At 68.5% G+C, this 16,669-nt stretch carries 18 protein-coding genes and 1 tRNA gene; 14 read left to right on the top strand and 5 right to left on the bottom strand.

Annotated features, from left to right (window positions below):
* The first annotated feature begins 52 nt into the window (after positions 1-52).
* Together ABI214_RS12305 and ABI214_RS12300 are read left to right on the top strand one after the other, a co-directional pair.
* Positions 53-1,153, top strand: a complete 1,101-nt coding sequence (locus ABI214_RS12305; protein WP_348610790.1) for a hypothetical protein — start codon at positions 53-55, stop codon at positions 1,151-1,153.
* 28 nt (positions 1,154-1,181) lie between these two features.
* Positions 1,182-1,766, top strand: a complete 585-nt coding sequence (locus ABI214_RS12300) for a putative glycolipid-binding domain-containing protein (RefSeq protein ID WP_348610787.1) — start codon at positions 1,182-1,184, stop codon at positions 1,764-1,766.
* Between the two features lie 6 nt (positions 1,767-1,772).
* On the opposite strand, the gene ABI214_RS12295 is transcribed toward ABI214_RS12300, so the two are convergent.
* A complete protein-coding gene (locus ABI214_RS12295; RefSeq protein ID WP_348610784.1) occupies positions 1,773-3,110 on the bottom strand; it encodes an amidase in 1,338 nt (445 codons plus the stop codon).
* A complete protein-coding gene (locus ABI214_RS12290; protein ID WP_348610781.1) occupies positions 3,107-4,072 on the bottom strand; it encodes a prephenate dehydrogenase in 966 nt (321 codons plus the stop codon). The genes ABI214_RS12295 and ABI214_RS12290 overlap by 4 nt, the downstream gene beginning before the upstream one ends.
* Before the next feature lie 49 nt (positions 4,073-4,121).
* On the opposite strand from ABI214_RS12290, the gene ABI214_RS12285 reads away from it, so the two are divergent.
* The 12 genes from ABI214_RS12285 (at position 4,122) to ABI214_RS12230 (ending at position 11,430) form a co-directional block, all read left to right on the top strand.
* A complete protein-coding gene (locus ABI214_RS12285) occupies positions 4,122-4,661 on the top strand; it encodes a tRNA adenosine deaminase-associated protein (protein WP_348610778.1) in 540 nt (179 codons plus the stop codon).
* A 16-nt stretch (positions 4,662-4,677) separates the two neighbouring features.
* On the top strand, positions 4,678-5,136 hold the full coding sequence (locus ABI214_RS12280; protein ID WP_348610775.1) for a nucleoside deaminase: 459 nt from the start codon (positions 4,678-4,680) through the stop codon (positions 5,134-5,136).
* A gap of 149 nt (positions 5,137-5,285) precedes the next feature.
* Positions 5,286-5,483: a CsbD family protein gene (locus tag ABI214_RS12275; RefSeq protein ID WP_348610772.1), complete on the top strand. Its 198-nt coding sequence runs from the start codon at positions 5,286-5,288 to the stop codon at positions 5,481-5,483.
* A 51-nt stretch (positions 5,484-5,534) separates the two neighbouring features.
* Positions 5,535-5,625, top strand: a tRNA-Ser gene (locus ABI214_RS12270).
* Between the two features lie 468 nt (positions 5,626-6,093).
* Positions 6,094-6,231 (top strand): hypothetical protein, encoded by a 138-nt coding sequence (locus tag ABI214_RS12265; protein WP_348610769.1) that lies wholly within the window; start codon positions 6,094-6,096, stop codon positions 6,229-6,231.
* Positions 6,232-6,555: 324 nt separating this feature from the next.
* Positions 6,556-6,963 (top strand): YciI family protein, encoded by a 408-nt coding sequence (locus tag ABI214_RS12260; RefSeq protein ID WP_348610767.1) that lies wholly within the window; start codon positions 6,556-6,558, stop codon positions 6,961-6,963.
* A gap of 170 nt (positions 6,964-7,133) precedes the next feature.
* Complete coding sequence (locus tag ABI214_RS12255; protein WP_348610764.1) at positions 7,134-7,679, top strand: hypothetical protein; 546 nt, start codon at positions 7,134-7,136, stop codon at positions 7,677-7,679.
* A gap of 80 nt (positions 7,680-7,759) precedes the next feature.
* A complete protein-coding gene (locus ABI214_RS12250) occupies positions 7,760-8,176 on the top strand; it encodes a GlcG/HbpS family heme-binding protein (protein ID WP_348610761.1) in 417 nt (138 codons plus the stop codon).
* Between the two features lie 144 nt (positions 8,177-8,320).
* The gene (locus ABI214_RS12245) at positions 8,321-8,653 is read left to right on the top strand and encodes a histone-like nucleoid-structuring protein Lsr2 (RefSeq protein ID WP_348610758.1); all 333 of its coding nucleotides are present in this window, start codon (positions 8,321-8,323) and stop codon (positions 8,651-8,653) included.
* A gap of 2 nt (positions 8,654-8,655) precedes the next feature.
* The gene (locus ABI214_RS12240) at positions 8,656-9,513 is read left to right on the top strand and encodes a hypothetical protein (RefSeq protein WP_348610755.1); all 858 of its coding nucleotides are present in this window, start codon (positions 8,656-8,658) and stop codon (positions 9,511-9,513) included.
* A 130-nt stretch (positions 9,514-9,643) separates the two neighbouring features.
* On the top strand, positions 9,644-10,102 hold the full coding sequence (locus ABI214_RS12235) for a MarR family winged helix-turn-helix transcriptional regulator (RefSeq protein WP_348610753.1): 459 nt from the start codon (positions 9,644-9,646) through the stop codon (positions 10,100-10,102).
* Positions 10,099-11,430: an MFS transporter gene (locus ABI214_RS12230; protein WP_348610751.1), complete on the top strand. Its 1,332-nt coding sequence runs from the start codon at positions 10,099-10,101 to the stop codon at positions 11,428-11,430. The genes ABI214_RS12235 and ABI214_RS12230 overlap by 4 nt, the downstream gene beginning before the upstream one ends.
* Before the next feature lie 236 nt (positions 11,431-11,666).
* Here ABI214_RS12230 and fumC read toward each other — a convergent pair whose 3' ends face one another.
* The 3 genes from fumC to mdlC all read right to left on the bottom strand — a co-directional run bounded on the left by fumC (position 11,667) and on the right by mdlC (position 16,604).
* A complete protein-coding gene (fumC, locus tag ABI214_RS12225) occupies positions 11,667-13,118 on the bottom strand; it encodes a class II fumarate hydratase (protein ID WP_348610748.1) in 1,452 nt (483 codons plus the stop codon).
* Positions 13,118-14,770 carry an NAD-dependent malic enzyme gene (locus ABI214_RS12220; RefSeq protein WP_348610745.1) on the bottom strand — a complete coding sequence of 551 codons (1,653 nt, stop codon included), beginning with the start codon at positions 14,768-14,770 and terminating at the stop codon, positions 13,118-13,120. Before ABI214_RS12220 ends, fumC begins: the two co-directional genes overlap by 1 nt.
* Positions 14,771-14,984: 214 nt before the next feature.
* A complete protein-coding gene (gene mdlC, locus ABI214_RS12215) occupies positions 14,985-16,604 on the bottom strand; it encodes a benzoylformate decarboxylase (RefSeq protein WP_348610742.1) in 1,620 nt (539 codons plus the stop codon).
* Positions 16,605-16,669 lie beyond the last annotated feature (65 nt).

The following is a 16,669-nucleotide window of genomic DNA, read 5'->3' as shown; positions in this document are numbered from 1 at the left end:
GACCCACGTCGCCGCGCATGTCGTCGACCACCATCGAAAGGGTTTGTGCCGCATGATGACTGCGTCTGCGACCGTCGAACGTTCGGTCAGGTCCAGGAAACAGAGGCTACTGCGCGACGCGCAGGCCGGCGTCCTCGTCGAGGCGTTCGTCGTCATCGGCGTTCTCACGATCCTTGTCACCCGCGCCTACCTGCACGCCACGGGGTATCCGCAGATCGGCGGGGCGACGCTGCACATCGCACACGCGCTGTGGGGTGGGCTGGGGATGGTCGCCGCGCTGGTGGTCGTCTTCTCGTTCCTCGGTGACATGCCGCGGATCGTCGCCGTGGTCGCCGGCGGCATCGGGTTCGGCCTCTTCCTGGACGAGGTCGGTAAGTTCGTGACCCAGACGAACGACTACTTCTTCCAGCCGGCCGTGGCGATCATGTACGTCGTCGTCGTGGCGCTGCTGCTGCTCAACCGCTGGTTGAACGACACCCGGCAGCAGACGACTGCCGAGGCGCTCGTCAACGCGGCCGGCACCGCGGCCGAGGGACTGATCCACGGCCTCACCGCGCCACGACGGGCGGAGGCCCACCGGCAGTTGCGCCGGGCCGCTGACTCAGGCGTCGACCCCGCCGCGATCGGGTGCGTCGAGGAACTGCTGAACCGATGCGAGCCCCGATCCGCCGGACGGTCCGACGCCCTGCTGGCCCGGCTGCGCGGACCGCTGCCGCGGGCGCTGGACAGCACCCGCGCCGTGTGGACCGCCGCGATCGCACTGGCGCTGTTCTCCACCGCCGGGGTGGTGAACGCGGTGGCCACGCTGTCGGAGGACCTCGAGGGCGGCACCGGCAGCGACATCACCACCATCGGCCAGATGTGCGGATCGGTCGTCGCGTTCACGCTGTGCTGGGTGGCGATCGCCCGACTGCGGACCGGGAGCATCTGGCCGGTGCGCATGCTCCGGGCCGCGGCGCTGGTGACGATCCTGCTCACCGAGGTGTTCAACTTCGTCGCCGAGGAGTTCGGGGCGCTGATCAACGTCGCCGTCGGCCTGACCGCACTGGTCGTGTTCTCGCGGCGCATCACGCTGCTCGAGCGCGGCGAGGACTCGGCGAATCACCCGAACGGCGACCCGCGCGAACCGGTCCCGTCCGCACAGCCCACCTGACGGCCGTTCGTCGCATAACGTAGACACCGTGAGCATTTCGAGCACCGCGCGGTCCTGGCCTGCCGTTCTGACGTGGCGCGCCCACTCGGCGCCGCGCATGGAGTCCGTGCGCGTTCAGGTGAGCGGAAACCGGATCAAGGCGACCGGACGCATCATCGGCGGCGAGTGCCCGGACCACCCCGCGTTCAGTGCGTCCTACGACCTCGTCACCGACGAGAACGGCGTCACCCGGCGGCTGTCGCTGCGCACCGCGCTCGCGTCCGGCGAGCGGCAGATGTCGATCAGCCGCGACGAGGAGGGCGTGTGGATGGTCGAGACCGGCACCACCCACCTGCGGTCCGGGTTCGCCGGCGCGAAGGACGTCGACGTCGTGCTCAGCCCGTTCTTCAACGCGCTGCCGATCCGGCGGTTCGGCATGCAGCACGAGTCCGAGGACATCCAGGTGCCCGTCGTGTACGTCAACTTGCCTGACCTAGCCGTGCAGGAGGCGTCGCTGACCTACAGCAGCGGCGCCGACGGCATCCACGTGCTCTCGCCGGTGTCGTCGTCGTCCGTCACCGTCGACGAGGACGGCTTCGTCCTCGACTACCCCGGCCTGGCCGAGCGGATCTGAGTCGACTCAGCTCACCGCCAGGGCACAGGCGAGTGCGACCGATTCGGCCGGATGCGACCCGTGCCCGCCCGCGGTGGTCGGCAGCCCGATCACCTGGACCCCGACGGGACTGCCGTCGTCGACCGTGACGGGCACCGAGATCGCCGGGATGCCGAGCGTGTTGAACGGAATGCACATCCGCAGCAACGGGGTTCGGGCCGCCGACGGATCCGGCGAGAGCGCAGCGTCCCGGGTGACCGACCGCAGGGGAGTGGTCGCGGTGACGAGCGCGTCCAGGCCCAGATCGCCGCGCAGCCGCGAGAGTGCCTGGTGGCGAAGGCGTTCGACGGTGCGGACGGCGTGCACGTAGTCGACCGCCGGCCGGTCCCGCTGCGCCGCCAGCAACGCGGCGGTGGGTGGCTGGTAGCGCTCGGGGGTGGACTCGAACCAGTGCCGGTGCGTCTCGTAGGCCTCCGACCCCGTGATGACCGGATAGGCGGCGAGCAGTTGCTCGGTCTCGGGGAGTTCGACGTCGATCACCTCGGCGCCCGCGTCGGCGAGGGCGCGGACGGCCGCATCGACGGCGGCCGCGATCGCGGCGTCGGCGACGTCCCAGTTGTCGCCGCGCAGCCGTCCCACCCGCAGGCCCGCGACCGGGGTGCGCACGTGTGCGATGCCGGGGATCGCGCCCCACACCAACGACACGTCGACGACGTCGGCGGCCAGCAGGCCCACGTGGTCGAACGTCGTCGACAGCGGGAACACCCCCGACGTCGGCAGTGCGTCGAAGCTCGGCTTCATCCCGACGATGCCGCACAGAGACGCGGGAGTGCGCGTGCTGCAGCCGGTGTCGGTGCCCAGCGCGAGCGGCACGACGCCCTTCGCGACCAGGGCCGCGGACCCCGACGACGAGCCGCCGGTGACGAGCGTCGGATCGTGCGGGTGCGCGGCCGGGCCGGCCGCGTTGACCGCGCCCGTGGGGCCGTAGGCGAACTCGTGCAGGTGTGCCTTGGCGACGACGATCGCCCCGGCCTCCCGCAGTCGCGTGATGATGCGGGCGTCGGTGGCGGCGGGCGGGGCGTCCGCGAGGATCGCGCTGCCGCAGCGCGTCGGCATGCCGGCGACGTCGATGTTGTCCTTCACCGCCACCGCGACCCCGTGCAGCGGGCCGATCCAGTCGCCGGCGGCGAGCGCGGCGTCGGCGCGGGCCGCGGCCTCGAGTGCGCCGTCGTCGTCGCGGGCAGCCACCAGGTTCTCCCACGGCGTGCCCCGCAGGCCGTCGAGGGCGTCGAGCGTCGCGCGGACGTGCTCGGTCGCGGTCGTCTCGCGCTTGGCCAGTTGCTGGGCGATGTCGCGCAGGCTCACGGGCGCAGCACCCCGCCGCGGCGTCCGGCGTCGCGCATCCGCTCGAGCCAGTTCTCGGAGCCGGGCTCGATGCCGGTGATGGTCCAGCGTTCGCGGTTCTCGTAGCGGAGGCGGGCGTCGTAGCCGGGCCCGACGAGTCCGGCGACCGTGCCCTTCCTCGTCAGCTCGTCGCGGGCGGCGGTCAGCACAGCCAGGGTTTCGTCGAGGGCCGTCAGCAGGGCATCGCGGTTGCCCTCGCACATCGCGCGCACCAGGCCGGGCGCGCTGCCCGCGACGCGGGTGCCGTCACGGAACGACCCGGCCGCCAGGCCCAGCGCCAGGTCGCCACCCGCCGCGCCGGACAGCGCCAGCGCCTCGGCCAGCACGTGCGGCAGGTGCGAGATGCGGGCGACGGCGGCGTCGTGCTCGACCGACTCGGCCGGCACCACCACCGCGCCGCAGTCCAGCGCCAGCCGCGCCACCTGCGACCAGATCTGCGGGTCGACGCCGTCGTCGGCGCTCACCACCCACACCGCGTCGCGGAACAGGTCGGCGTCACCGGCCTCCCACCCGGACTCGGACGTCCCGGCCATCGGATGGCCACCGACGAACCGGTGCTGCAGCCCGTGCCGGGCGACGGCCGCCGCGACCTCGGCCTTGACGCTGACCACGTCGGTGATCGGACAGTCGGGGGCGTGCTCGGCGATGGCCGCGAGCGTCGCGTCGACGGCCGGCATCGGCACCGCGACCACGAGCAGGGCGCGGGCGTCGGCGGCGCGGCGCAGCACCGCGACCAGGTCGGTGTCGGCGTCGAATCCGTCCGCGCGGGCGGCGTCCGCGGTCGGTGCCGAACGGTTCCAGCCCCACCCGTCGCGGCCCGCGGCAACCGCTGCGCGGAGCAGGGATCCGCCGATCAGGCCCAGGCCGAGAACACAGACGGGAGGTGCGGAAACGGAGACAGCCACCCGAACAGGTTGGCACATTTGTCACTGGACTTCTTATGGAGGCGCTGCGCGGGCTACCGTTGCGCGCATGGGTGCACAGCGCGCGAACGACAACAGCGCCTCCGCTGGGTCGATGGAGGACCTGGACGGCTTCGGTATCGCCGTCGTCCGTGAGGAAGGCCGTTGGAAATGTACGCCGCTCACCGGTGGGTCGCTGACGAGCCTGCGGACCGCCGAGAAGGAACTGCTCGAGCTGCGTAGCTCCGGCGCCGTGTTCGGTCTGCTCGACGTCGACGAGGAGTTCTTCGTCATCGTGCGGCCCGCGCCGACGGGCACCCGCCTGCTGATCTCCGACGCGACCACGGCCATCGACTACGACATCGCAGCCGACGTCCTCGAGTCGCTCAACATCGAGATCCCCGACATCGACCCCGACGACCTCGACGACGTCGAGCCGTGGGAGGAGGGCGACCTGGGTGTCCTGTCGGATCTGGGCCTGCCCGAGGCGGTGATGGGCGTGATCCTCGCCGAGACCGACCTGTACCCGGACGAGCAGCTGACGATGATCGCGGAGCGCTGCGGCTTCGAGTCCGAGCTGTCGTCGGAGCTCGACAAGCTTCCGCGCTGATCTCGGACTGCCGAGCGTGACCCTGCAGGACGACGAGCGGATGATCCGCGCCGCTCTCCACGCCGCGGCCGCGGCGTCGGAAGCCGACGTGCCCGTCGGGGCGGTCGTGTTCGCCGCGGACGGGGTGGAGTTGGCGCGCGCCGCGAACGCCCGCGAGGCCGCGGGCGACCCCACCGCGCACGCCGAGATCCTGGCGCTGCGGGAGGCGGCCCGCGTCCACGGCGACGGCTGGCGGCTCGAGGGCGCCACGCTCGCGGTGACGCTGGAGCCGTGCACGATGTGCGCGGGCGCGCTGGTGCTCGCCCGCGTCGAACGCGTCGTGTTCGGCGCGTGGGAACCCAAGACCGGCGCGGTCGGTTCGCTGTGGGACGTCGTCCGCGACCGCCGGCTCACCCACCGGCCCGAGGTGCGCGCCGGCGTCCTCGAGCACGAGTGCGCAGCGCTGCTCGAGAAGTTTTTCGAGCAGCAGCGCTGACGCGCTGACCAGCGCGGATGTGCCGACGATCGCCCGCGTGGCCGAATGTTGCCCGGCGAAGTCCCGCGAGTCGTGCTCTGGTGGAGAGAGGTGCTCGTGTGGCACCGGAACCGCCACGGCGGTTCGAGGCAGATTCACGGAGGTGACTCGTGGGAATCGGAGACAAGGCCAAGAACAAGGCGCAGGACGTCGGCGGCAAGGCCAAGGAGGCTGCCGGCAAGGCGACCGGCGACGAGGATCTGAAGAACGAGGGCAAGGGCGATCAGGTCAAATCGGCCGCCAAGGACGTGGGCGAGAAGGTCAAGGACGCCGCCTCGACGACGAAGGACAAGCTCACCGGAAAGTAGCTCTGACCAGCCGATTTCTGGCTGAGCGCCGACTCCGGTACAGTTCTCGGCGGTGGCGTGTCCGAGCGGCCGAAGGTGCAGCACTCGAAATGCTGTGTACGGTAACCCCGTACCGAGGGTTCAAATCCCTCCGCCACCGCCAAGAGCCCCTCACCTGCGTGCAGGTGGGGGGCTTCTTTGTGTCTCGGTTCCGGTCGATCCTCGGCCGGTGGATTCCGGGCACGCTCCGCGGTGACGCCGTCGCTATGACTTCAGGGTCGCGGCCAACCCCTGAACGGGAGTTCACGGCACGTGTAGGGGCTCGGGCCGTGTCATGAGTTCCCGTTCCGGCGCTTCCGGGTGCGACGTGTGGCCGAGCATCCGCTCACGGTTTCGATTCGGTCCCCAGAAATTCGACCGATCAGAATATTGCAAGATGCGCATTTGTGCGTGAAATTCTCGAAAAACGTGGTGCGATTCTTTCATTGCAGATTCCGCATGTGTCGCAGATCACTGGACGCTGTATTGATATTCACGTTCCGTGACTTCTAAGGTGCATTCGGAAGAAATGCGACAGCGCGTTTCTTCGTAAACCGTGGCGTTGGGCCACGCTCGACCAGAAGGACATTCCATGGATTTCGATCAGATCATCTCCCTGCTCACGGCCCTGGGCGACTTCGGCAACCTGCTCACCGGTGTCGGCGACGCGCTCAATGGCATCGTTGCCTTCGGCGGCTCCGTCTCGAAGGCTGCAGGGGCCCTGTCGTAGTGGCCTGATCTTTCTGTCGCGTGTGGCGGGCACCTTGACGGTGCCCGCCACACGCGTTTATGCAGGAGTGCGCACCTAGGTTCTCGGGTATTTCGTTTCAGTGCGCGCGGAACGACATTTCGTGGCCGCATTCTTCGGCAGCATTCAGCGTCCTGCGGAGTTCGGCGACTGTCGGCATCGGGCAGGTGTGGAGTGTCCCGAGGCCCCGCTCCGTCTCGCCCCACTCGAAAAACACTTGGTCGGCGATATCGAGAACTCGTGACCGGCTCCGTCCCCGCAGTGAACGCGACCAGAATGGGTTCCATCACACCGAGGAGAAGAACGATGGCCAAGTACTTGCTGCTCAAGCACTACCGAGGCGCTCCGACTCCCGTCAACGACGTGCCCATGGACCGGTGGACGCCGGAGGAGATCACGGCGCACGTCCAGTACATGCAGGACTTCGCGGCCCGGCTCGAGGTGACCGGCGAGTTCGTCGACGCCCAGGCGCTCGCCGCCGAGGGGATGTGGGTCCGGTACGACGGCGAGGGTCGCCCGCCGGTCACCGACGGCCCGTTCGCCGAAACGAAGGACCTCATCGCCGGCTGGATCGTGATCGACGTCGACAGCCACGACCGCGCCCTCGAACTGGCCGGGGAGCTCTCGGCCGCCCCCGGGGCCGGGGGGAAGCCCATCCACGAGTGGCTCGAGGTGCGCCCGTTCCTGGCGCCGCCGCCCACCGTCGCGGAGTGACCGGATGAACGAGGTCCTCCTCCCGAGCCTCATGCCCGGTATGCTTTGGATCCTCGACGCGACCCGAGCGGACGCCGCCCGGCGCCGGCGTACCTGCACGAGCGTGACCACCTGACACGCCAGGCCGCGCGGCTCAACGCTCGGCGGTGGCGCGGATAGGCTGCGGAACCGTGCCATCTCTCTACATCGATGATCCGGAGCAGGGAATCGCTTGCGCGACGAGCCATCCCGCATTCGTCGCTCTCGCACCCGAGTCGTTCTACGACCAGGGCGAGCACTTCTCGCCGTTCGGCAACGACTCCGGAAACGACGCGCTGCGCGAGCTCGAGGACTGGTATGTCGAGGGCGGCCAGGACGACGCACTGCCCGCGTTCGCGGCGGGCCTCATCGCCTCCTGGGACTTCGGTGTGCCCGACGACGTGTGGACGGCCGGACGCGAGGACGTCCACTCCCGTCTGGGCGACGGCTCGCTCGACGAGGTCGCGCTCAGTGCCGAGGCCCAGGCCCAGCTGGCGATCGTGCTCGGCCAGTTGAAGATTCGCGGCGGCCTGACGCCCGCGGCGCGGATCCTCGGGGGAGCGGTCGTCGACGTCCTGTGGGCACTCGCCGACCACAGCCGCGTCGCATACCCGGACTGGCCCCACGCCGCCGCGAACCTCGCGGCCATCGCGTCGGCCGTCGACGTCATCGACAAGGCACCCGCCCTGCGGGCCTGACATCCCCTGTCCGACCCCCGTCGAGTAGTCATATGGGGGCTGTCCGAGACGAGGACGGCAGCAGAGGGAGGAATTTCGGGATGGCAGCGAATCAGGCACGGTTCGATCTGGCGTCGGCCAGGCGGGCGGCGGACGCGGCGCTCGAGGCCGCGCGGCGCGACGGCAACCGGGTGAGCGTGACCGTGGTGGATGCGCGGGGACACGATCTGCTCGTGGTCCGCGACGACGGCGCCACGTGGTTCACGCCCGGGGTGGCCCGGGCCAAGGCCGCGACGGCCGCCCTGATCGGGATTCCCACGACCGCCTACTCGGGGCTGGCCGACGCGCACCCCGCGCTCGTCGACCTGATCGACGGCCAGGTCCGCCAGTCCCTGACGACCCTGCCCGGTGGCCTGCCGGTGATCGTCGACGGCGAGGTCGTCGGCGGCATCGGGGTCAGCGGCGCGCAGCCGGAGCAGGATGTCGAGTACGCACAGGCGGGGATTGCCGCCCGCTGATCGGTGTCCGCGGATCGGCCCCGATCGGTGTCGTGGGGCGGTCCGTTACTCCCCGAACGGAAAAACCTCGATCCGCGTCGAATTGTGCATGGTGTTGTCCCGTAGGCTTCCGATGCAGCTGGTTGGCAAACCTGGGAGTGATACGTGGCACAGAAGGTAATTGTCGAGCTCATCGATGATCTTGATGGTGAGCCCATCGACTTCGGCGGCGAAACGATCAGCTTCGCGGTCAACGGCGTCGAGTACACGATCGACCTCAATGACAAGAACGCCACCGAGTTTCATCGCAAGCTGGACTACTACATCCGGCACGCGACCAAGGTGGGGGGCCGTCAGGTCGCCCGTGTCGCGAAGCCCGCGGCTGACGGTCCGAGCACCCCGGAGATCCGCGAGTGGGCCACCCAGAACGGCTACACCGTCTCGACGCGGGGCCGCATCGCGGCTGACATCGTCAAGGCGTACGCGGCCGCGCACTAGCCATGGCGAAGGTCAGCAAGCGCGCGGAGAGCGAGGCCGTGCCCGAACCCGTCGTCGAGGGGGCTGCCGAGGACGTCGCGTCGGACGTCGTCGACACCGAGGATCCGCCCGCTGACACGGACACGGACGCCGACGACGAGCAGGGTTCGGAGGTCTCCTTCTCGCACGGCGACCCGATCCGGGTGTTCCTCTACGACATCCCCAACGACGGCGGCGAGTGGACGGCGCGCTACGAGTACGGGATCAAGCGGATCCGCGCCAAGAAGGTGAGCCCGTCCGTCTACCTCGACCTGCTGCATCGCGTGTTCCCCAAGCACGAGGTCCTGGTCAAGGGTGAACTGCTCAGCGTCAAGAGCCGGCCGCACCCCGAAGATCCGAAGGTCCTCACCGAGGTGGCGCTGCTGGTCTACCTGGCCACCGAGGTCGCGCTGTTCAAGGCGTTCCTCGACTGGGCGGGCCGGGACATCAGCTCGATCCGGATCACGCACGAGAAGCTCGACGACGTGGCCCGCCGGATCCACAACGACCTGTACCGCATTCACCTGTTCAAGCAGCGCCTGGTGACGGCGGGCATCGACGATCCGGCCGAACTCGACGACGACGTCGTGCGGCCGATCGAGGTCATCAAGAGCGAGATCGACGCCATCCAGGACCTGCGGATCTCGGTCAAGCGCTACCGGGACCGGGTGGCGCAGGCCAAGCGGGAACGTGTCGTCAAGGAGAGCCAGAACCTCGTCGGCAACATCGAGATGGCCACGTGGGACTCGGTCCAGCGCCGCGAGGAGATGGTCGTGATGCGCGAATGGGTGGACAACCAGCAGCGTGTCCTGCCGATCGTCAAGACCGCCAAGCAGGGCTGACACCGCCGCCGCCCGAACCGAACACTGGGCCCCTCCCCGATCCGATCGGGGAGGGGCCCAGTCGTTTGTTCGGGAAACCCCGCACCGGAAGGTGTATGCTTGCCGATAAGCAAATAAATTGGAGGTGGATGTGACGAACCTCTTCGACGACGACGAGGTGTCCCGGCTGCGGGTCGCCCTCGGTCGCATTTCCCGGCAGGTCGACCGGCAGACGTCGGGCGGCGAGCTGACCAAGACGCAGTTCTCGATCCTCACCACGGCCGTCCGGCGGGGCCCGATCCGGGCCAGTGAGATGGCCGAGATCGAGACCCTCAACCCGACGATGCTCTCGCGGATGATCGGCAAGATGGAGGCCGCAGGCCTGCTCCAGCGCTCCGCGCACCCCGACGACGGCCGCGCCGTCGTCGTGGCCGCCACCCCCGAGGGGATCGCGCTACACGCCCGGTTGCGTGACAAGCGGACCCAGTTGTTCGCCGAGTACCTCACCCAGCTCCCCGAGACGAAGACCCAGGACCTGCTCGCCGCCCTGCCCGCCCTCGAGGCCCTGGGTGAACGGATGTGTCAGGCCCGGGTCGCGGCCCGCTCATGACGGCCGCGACGAAGCTCGGACGCCAGACCTTCGCTGCGCTCGCGAACCGCAACTTCCGCCGCTACATCAGCGGCCAGGCCGTCTCGCTCGTCGGCACCTGGATGCAGACCGTGGCCCAGTCGTGGCTGGTCCTCGAGCTCACCGGTTCCGGCACCGCGATCGGCGTCGTCGTCGCCCTCCAGACGTTGCCGATCCTGCTGCTCGGCCCCTACGGTGGCGTGATCGCCGACCGGTCGGACAAGCGCCGCTTGATGATCGGCCTGCAGTCGATGATGGGTGTGCAGGCGCTGATCCTCGGCGTGCTCACCATCACCGGCACCGTCGAGTTGTGGCACGTCTACGTGCTGGCGCTGCTGCTCGGGCTCAACCAGTGCTTCGAAAACCCTGCGCGCCAATCGTTCATGCTCGAGATGGTCGGCCCGGACGATCTCCGCAACGCCGTCAGCCTGCAATCGACGCTGGTGAGCGCGTCGCGCATCGTCGGCCCCGCCGTCGCCGGCGTCACGATCGCGGCGGGCGGCCTGGGCGTGTGCTTCCTGCTCAACGCCGCCAGCTTCGTCGCGGTCGTGACGTCGTTGCTGCGGCTGAATATCGATGCCCTGCATCGTTCCCCGCCGGCGGAACGTGCCCGAGGCCAGCTCCGCGAGGGGCTGCGTTACGTGCGCGGCAACCGCAACCTCGCGGTGCCGCTGCTGATGATGGCGTTCATCGGGTGCCTCGCGTTCGAGTTCCAGGTGGTACTCCCGATCGTCGCCGACCAGACGTTCGGTGCCGGCTCCGAGGCCTACGGCTTCATGACAGCCGCAATGGGTGTCGGCTCGGTGTGCGGTGGCCTGTTCGTCGCCACATGGGGACGCACCGGGACACGGGTCCTGATCGCTGCCGCAGCCGCTTTCGGTTTCGCGCTCGTCGCCGCCGCCGTGGCGCCGACACTGGCACTCGAAGTGCTCGCGCTGATGCTCGTCGGCGCGGTGAGCATCGCGTTCAACTCGACGAGCAACAGCACCCTCCAGCTGGAGGCCGATCCGCAGATGCGCGGGCGTGTCATGGCGCTGTGGTCCACCGCGTTCATGGGCTCGACCGCGATCGGGGGTCCGATCGCGGGCTGGGTCAGCCAGGAGTGGGGTGGGCGTGCCGGACTGATGATGGGCGCGGTCACGTGCATCGTCGTGGCGCTGGTGGCATGGATCGTGATCGGTCGCGGCAAGGAGGTGACCGCGCAGACCGAGCCGATCACCGAGGACCCGGAAGAGCACACCGTCGAGAATCCGGCGGTGTCGGAGGATCCCGCGGTCACCGACGCGGACGCGCGCAGCAAGGCCGCTTGACTTTCGACGTAGGTAGCAGGTGACGAGCACGAGTTGAACCGGGATGCGTTGCGGGTCAGGCATCTTCACCCGCCGTACCGGATCCACCGTTTTTCAGACAGTCCCACTCGGCAGCCAACACCGTCGGCGCGGGCGGGGCGGTGCCGATTCCGGCTCGATGCCGGTGGCGCCCCGCCCGCGCGGTATTGGCCGGATCCGGGAGGTTGATCCCTTCGTTTGGAAGAGCCGACAATGTCCTACCCGGGCATGCCGACCATCTGCCGCGGGTCCACAACCTTGTCGAACTCGGCGGCGTCGATGTAGCCGGTCGCCAGGGCCGCCTCGCGCAGCGTGGTGCCCTCGTCGTTGGCCTTGTGGGCGATCGCCGACGCCTTGTCGTAGCCGATGACCGGCGACAACGCGGTGACCAGCATCAGCGAGTTGCCGACGAACCTGTCGATCTGCTCGCGGTTCAGCTCGGCGCCCTCGATGCAGAACTCGCGGAACTTCACCGCGGCGTCGCCCAGGATCCGTGCCGAGTGCAGCACATTGTTGATGATGATCGGGCGCATGGCGTTGAGCTCGAAGTTGCCCTGCGTCCCGGCAAGGGCCACCGCCGAGTCCTCCGCCAGGACCTGGATGCAGACCATCACCAGCGCCTCGCACTGCGTCGGGTTGACCTTGCCGGGCATGATCGAGCTGCCGGGCTCGTTCGCCGGCAGCACCAGCTCGCCGATCCCGCACCGCGGTCCCGACGATAGCCAGCGGATGTCGTTGGCGATCTTCATCAGTGGCACCGCCAGTGCCCGCAGCCCGGAGCTGGCTCCGACCATCGCGTCCAACCCGCCCTGGGCCGAGAACTTGTTCTCTGCCGTCCGGAAGGCGTAGCCCGTGAGCTCGGCGATCTTCGCGGCCACCTCGGAGTCGAATCCGGGTGGAGCGTTGAGGCCGGTGCCGACGGCGGTCCCGCCCATGGCAAGCTCGTAGAGCCCATCCATGTCGTCCTTCAGGCGCTCTAGTCCCTGCCGGATCTGCATCGCGTAGCCGGACCACTCCTGTCCGACGGTCAGCGGGGTCGCGTCCTCGAGATGGGTGCGACCGATCTTCACGACCTCGCGCCACTGGTCGGCCTTCGACTCGAAAGCCTCGAGCAGTGACTCGAGCGCGGGGATGAGCCGCTCGTTGAGCTCCTTGACGACGGCGATGTGCATTGCCGTCGGGAAGGTGTCGTTGGAGGACTGTCCCATGTTGACATGGTCGTTCGGATGCACCGGCGTCTTCGCCCCCAGCTCCCCGCCCACTAATTGGATGGAGCGGTTGCTGATCACCTCGTTGACGTTCATGTTCGACTGCGTGCCGGAGCCGGTCTGCCACACGTACAGGGGGAAGCTGTCGTCAAGGCCGCCCGAGATCACCTCGTCGGCGACCTGCGCGATCAGGGTGGACTTCCACTCCGGCAGCCTTCCGGCGGCGCCGTTGACCAGTGCAGCCGCCTTCTTCACATAGCCGTAGGCGTGGTAGACCTCGTGCGGCATCCGATCGTTGCCGATGGAGAAGTGGACCAGGGAGCGCTGCGTTTGCGCGCCCCAGTACCGGTCGGCGGGGACGTCGATGCCGCCCATCGAGTCGGTCTCGTGCCGGGTGCCGCTGGCCTGCAGGCCGATCGACAGGTCGAGGATCTCGGGCGAGTTGGTCGCGGGCGCGCTCATCAGGCATCACCGTCCCGATAGACCGGCTGCCACATCGCGTCCTCGACGGCCTGGACCAAGTTGGCAACGGGTTTGGTGGCGACGCCCTCGGCGATGGCCTGCTTGGCCACCGCCACCGCGACGGTCGCCGACGAGGCGCGCAGGTTGTCGACCGGAGGCAGCAGCGAGGCGCCGCGGGCGCTGGGGTCGACCTGGCCGGCGACGGCCTCGGCGGCGGCGAGCAGCATGCCGTCGGTGACCTGGGTGGCCCCGGAGACGATGGTGCCCAGGCCCAGGCCGGGGTAGAGCAGCGCGTTGTTGGCCTCGCCGATCACGTAGTCCACGCCCTCGAAGGGGACCGGATCTACCGGGATGCCGGTCGCGACCAGGGCGTTGCCCTTCGACCACGCGATGGCGTCGACGGGCATGATCTCGATGCGCTCGGTCGGGTTCGACAGCGGAAGCAGGATCGGGCGCTCGACGCCGGCGCACAGCGCCTCCACCACGTCGCGGGTAAACGCGTTGTGCGCGGTCGAGGTCCCGATCAAAATCGTGGGCTTGGCCTTCTTCACGACGGTGAGCAGGTCGATCTTGCCGTCGATGGTGCGTGCCCAACCGGCCACCTCGGCGACCGGCCGCGCGTATGGCGCCTGGTAGTTCGGGAGGTCGGCCATGTCGTCGGTGACCAGGCCGTTGATGTCGACGAGCCACACCCGAGACCGGGCGTCTGCGAGGCTGAGGCCCTCGCGAACCATCGCCGCGGCGATCTGGTCGGCCATGCCCGTGCCGGCCGTGCCCGCCCCGAAAACCACGAGACGCTGCTCGGCGAAGCTCTGCTTGGTCACCTTCAGGCCGGAGAACACCGAGGCCATCACAATCGCACCGGTGCCCTGATTGTCGTCGTTGAAGATGCGGTACTTGCCGCGGTTCTTCTCCAGGATCCGCCGCGCGTTGGCTGGGCCGAAGTCCTCGAAGTGCAGCAGCGCGTGTGGGAACAGATCGGCGACCGTCTCCAGATAGAGGTCGACTAAGTCGTCGTAGCGATCGCCGCTCACCCGGGCGTGCCTGTTTCCCAGGTACGCCGGGCTGTTCAGCAATGTCTCGTTGTCGGTGCCGACGTCCAGGTGCACCGCCAACACGCGCGCCGGATCGATTCCGGCCGCCGCGGTGTACACCGCCAGCTTGCCGACGGAGATCTCACTGCCGTTCACCCCCCAGTCGCCGATACCGAGGATCTCCTGCGCGTCCGTGACCACTATCAAGTCGATGTCGTCCGGTCCGAAGCCCAGGGTCTCGAAGGACGGTCGGACGTCCTGGGGCCGGTCAACAGAAAGGTAGACGGCCCTCGACTGACGGTAGTCGTGGCTCCAGTTCTCGATCGCGTCGCCGACTACGGGATCGTAGATTATCGGGAGCATCTCGGCGAGGTGGTCGAGAATGACCCGGTAGTAGAGAACCTCGTTACGGTTGTGCAGCGCGTTCAGGTAGTCGTACTTCTCGAGATCGGTCTCGAAAGAATTGATCTGGGTGTAGGCGCGCGCAGCTTGCTCATCAAGAGTCTCCACCGCTGCGGGGAGTCGTCCGATCAGCGCGAGCTTCTCGCGCTGCTGATATGTGAAGGCGGTACCCCTGTTTCGCAACGGATCGGTGAGCACGTCAGGCTTCTTCGACACGATTCCTCCTCGAGGGTTCGGATGAGATGATTCGGTGGACGATCGGCACCGGCTCGGCGTGTACGAGAGTGGCCGGAACGGCCACTTGTCTGGCGAAGTCGGGTCTATCGGATCAGGCCACCTCGAATGTTGAAGTGGCTGTGGGTCGCTGCTCACGGCAGCGCGTCAGGTAGTCGATCGGCGTCTGGCAGTCGATCGAGGAGTCCAGGCCGGGCTACAGCAGCGGCGGGACGGTCGGCACGATCGGAACCTCCAGAACCGTGGGGCCGGAGCGTGCGAGCGCGGCCTTCACCGCGACCTGTACCTCGGCCACCGTCTGCGCCCGGTCGCCCGCGCATCCGTATCCCTCACCGAGGGAGACGAAGTCGAGGGACGGGATGTCGAGTCCGGGCACTCCCGGCGTCTTCTCCAGCTTGGCGAATGCCTTGAGGATGGCGTACTCCTGGTTCCGCGGAACCACGTAGAGGATCGGCAGTTCGTGGGCGGCGGCGGTCCACAACGCCTGGATGGCGTACTGGAACGATCCGTCGCCGATCATCACCACGACCGGACGGTTGCGGCCTGAATCCCGTTCCGCGAGAGCGATTCCCACGCTGGCCGGTAGGGTCCAGCCGAGGCTGCCGCTTGCTGCGGTGTAGAACGAGTCGGGCTTCTCGATCGGCCAGGCGGTGTGCAACTCCGCGATGTTCGACGGCGACTCCTCCGTCAAGACCGTCTCGTCGGGCACGACGGACCGGATGGCCTCGAACAACTCGAGCGCGGTGAGCACCTCGCCCGACTCGGTGACCAGCGGCGCCGGATGCGGGGCCATGCGGTGCGGATTCACGTCGAAGGGACCGCTCGGTGCCCTCTCCTCGACCCGCTCGATCAAACCCTCGAGGGCCAGGACCGCGTCGCACAGCAGGCTGTCGCCGACCGGAGCCTTCCCCGCCTCGGTCGGGTCGTCGGTGACATGGAGCAGCGACATCCCCTCCGGCAGATACTCACCCGGGACGTACGGGTAGTAGCGGAACACCGGTGCCCCGATGACGATTCCGACGTCGTGGCCCGCCAGTCGCTCCGACAGGGGACCGATGGCGAACGGCAGCCCGCCCCGGTACTGCGGGTGGTTCTCGGGGAACGGCGGGCGCTCCGAGGACGGCGCCGCCCACACGGGCGCGCCGAGCTTCTCCGCCAGCGCCACCGCCTGCGACCAGCCCTCCCCGCGTGCGATCGAGGAACCGTAGATGAGCACCGGGTTCTTCGCGCCGGACAAGCGACGGGCAAACTCCGCGAGGCGATCGGGGTCCGGTCCGATCCGCGTCGCAACGGTGCGAACCACCGGGGTGCTCGTCGCGGGTCGGTCCCAGTCGTCCAGCGGGATCGACAGGAAGACCGGACCGGCCGGCGGCTGCATCGCCATCGCATATGCGCGCATGAACGCCGCGGGCACGTCGTCGGCCCGCACCGGCTGGTAGCTCCACTTGGACCAGGGCTTGGTCAGCATTTCGGGCTCGACGTTGGTCAGCCACGGTTCCATCAGGAGCATTTCCCGCGTCTGGTTTCCGGCGGTCACGATGAGGGGCGTGTGATTCAGCGCCGCAGTCATGATGTTGCTCATCGCATTCGAAATGCCCGCCGATGTGTGCACATTGACCAGCGCCGGCGAACGGGTGGCCTGGGCGTAGCCGTCGGCGATGGCGATGGCCGAGGCCTCCTGCAACGCCAGGACGTACCTGAAGTCGCTCGGGAGGTTCTTCAGGAATGTCTCCTCGGTCGATCCGGGATTTCCGAACACCGTGGTAATTCCGAGTTTTCGCAGAAGGTCGAACGTGACGTCGCGAATCGTTTCCATTGAGATCCATCCTCCCCGTGACCGCCCCGTAGCGGGGTTCGGTGATGTCCGGCTTGGTCTTGATG

Source organism: Prescottella soli, assembly GCF_040024445.1.
In the GTDB taxonomy this organism is placed as follows: domain Bacteria; phylum Actinomycetota; class Actinomycetes; order Mycobacteriales; family Mycobacteriaceae; genus Prescottella; species Prescottella soli.
The sequence above is the reverse complement of the archived record's forward strand: the minus strand, read 5'-3'. Positions and strand labels throughout refer to the sequence as shown.

Bases quoted from the DNA above. Each gene is read 5' to 3' on its own strand.
- mdlC (WP_348610742.1), bottom strand. From the start codon at position 16,604: ATGGAAACGATTCGCGACGTCACGTTCGACCTTCTGCGAAAACTCGGA.
- ABI214_RS12240 (WP_348610755.1), top strand. From the start codon at position 8,656: ATGGCGAAGGTCAGCAAGCGCGCGGAGAGCGAGGCCGTGCCCGAACCC.
- ABI214_RS12305 (WP_348610790.1), top strand. From the start codon at position 53: ATGATGACTGCGTCTGCGACCGTCGAACGTTCGGTCAGGTCCAGGAAA.
- ABI214_RS12285 (WP_348610778.1), top strand. From the start codon at position 4,122: ATGGGTGCACAGCGCGCGAACGACAACAGCGCCTCCGCTGGGTCGATG.
- ABI214_RS12250 (WP_348610761.1), top strand. From the start codon at position 7,760: ATGGCAGCGAATCAGGCACGGTTCGATCTGGCGTCGGCCAGGCGGGCG.
- ABI214_RS12290 (WP_348610781.1), bottom strand. From the start codon at position 4,072: ATGTGCCAACCTGTTCGGGTGGCTGTCTCCGTTTCCGCACCTCCCGTC.
- fumC (WP_348610748.1), bottom strand. From the start codon at position 13,118: ATGAGCGCGCCCGCGACCAACTCGCCCGAGATCCTCGACCTGTCGATC.
- ABI214_RS12260 (WP_348610767.1), top strand. From the start codon at position 6,556: ATGGCCAAGTACTTGCTGCTCAAGCACTACCGAGGCGCTCCGACTCCC.
- ABI214_RS12265 (WP_348610769.1), top strand. From the start codon at position 6,094: ATGGATTTCGATCAGATCATCTCCCTGCTCACGGCCCTGGGCGACTTC.
- ABI214_RS12230 (WP_348610751.1), top strand. From the start codon at position 10,099: ATGACGGCCGCGACGAAGCTCGGACGCCAGACCTTCGCTGCGCTCGCG.